General features: G+C 71.3%; 1 protein-coding gene. It reads right to left on the minus strand.

From position 1 onward, the window contains the following. Positions 1–1,225, minus strand: a 1,225-nt coding sequence (locus DVR05_RS26440; RefSeq protein ID WP_116248628.1) for a nucleotide sugar dehydrogenase, incomplete at both ends; no start/stop codon positions are given.

A 1,225-nucleotide genomic window follows, 5' to 3' on the forward strand; every position in this document is an offset into this window, starting at 1 on the left:
CCGCCTCGGTTGAGCGTCGCAACACACCGCGGGTGTCCAGCAACAACCGCGCGTACTCGGCCAACCGCTTGGGCCGGTACTCGGCGTGATCGGTGAGCAGAACCGTCAGATCGGCCTCGGCCAACGCCCGGTCCAGATCCTCGACCCGCGGCACCCGCACCCCGTCCACCTCCCAGGACTCCACATGCGGGTCGTGGTAGCACAGCGTGGCCCCCTTGGCCGCCAGCTTGGCCGCCACCGGACGCGCCGGCGACTCCCGCTGGTCGGCGATGTCGGCCTTGTAGGTCACCCCCAGCAACAACACCCGCGACCGCGACAGCGCCAACCCCGCCTCGTTGAGCAGCTCCTGGGCCCGCTGGGTCACATACGCCGGCATCCGCCCGTTGATCTCCTGGGCCAGCTCCACGAACCGGAACGGGTACCCCAGCGTGCGCACCTTGTAGGACAGGTAGTTCGGATCGATGGGGATACAGTGACCGCCCACCCCCGGCCCCGGGTAGAAGGCCTGGAACCCGAACGGCTTGGTGGCGGCCGCCCCGATCGCGTCCCACAGGTCCACCCCCAACTCCTGGCAGAAGATCGCCATCTCGTTGACCAGGGCGATGTTGACGTGCCGGTAGGTGTTCTCCAGCAGCTTGGCCATCTCCGCCTCACGCGTGCCGCGCGTGCGCACCACGGTGTCCACGAAGCGCCCGTAGAAGTCCGCCGCGGCCGCCCCGCACGCCTCGGTGAGCCCCCCGACCACCTTGGGGGTGTTGGCCACCCCGAAGGTGGTGTTGCCCGGGTCGATCCGCTCGGGGGAGAAGGCCAGGTGGAAGTCGGAGCCGGCCACCAGCCCGGACTCCTCCAGCAGGGGGCGCACGACCTCCTCGGTGGTGCCGGGGTAGGTGGTCGATTCCAGGATGACCAGGGTGCCCGGGGACAGGTGCGCGGCGATGGCCCGGGCCGCGGAGGTGACCGCGCCCAGGTCGGGTCCGCCCTCGGGGGACAGGGGGGTGGGCACGCAGATGACGATGGTGCGGGCCGAGGCCAGGCGGGCGGGGTCGGTGGTGGCGGTGAACCCGCCCCGGAGCATGGCGGCCACGTCCTGGTCGCTCAGGTCGTCCACGTGCGAGGTGCCGGCGTTGAGTCCGGTCACGACGCGTTCGTTCACGTCCAGGCCGACCACCCGCAGCCCGGCGGACACGGCCTCGGCCGCCAGCGGCAGGCCCACATAGCCAAGACC

Origin of the sequence: Nocardiopsis sp. FIRDI 009, from assembly GCF_003386285.1 — a bacterium.
Classification (GTDB): domain Bacteria; phylum Actinomycetota; class Actinomycetes; order Streptosporangiales; family Streptosporangiaceae; genus Nocardiopsis.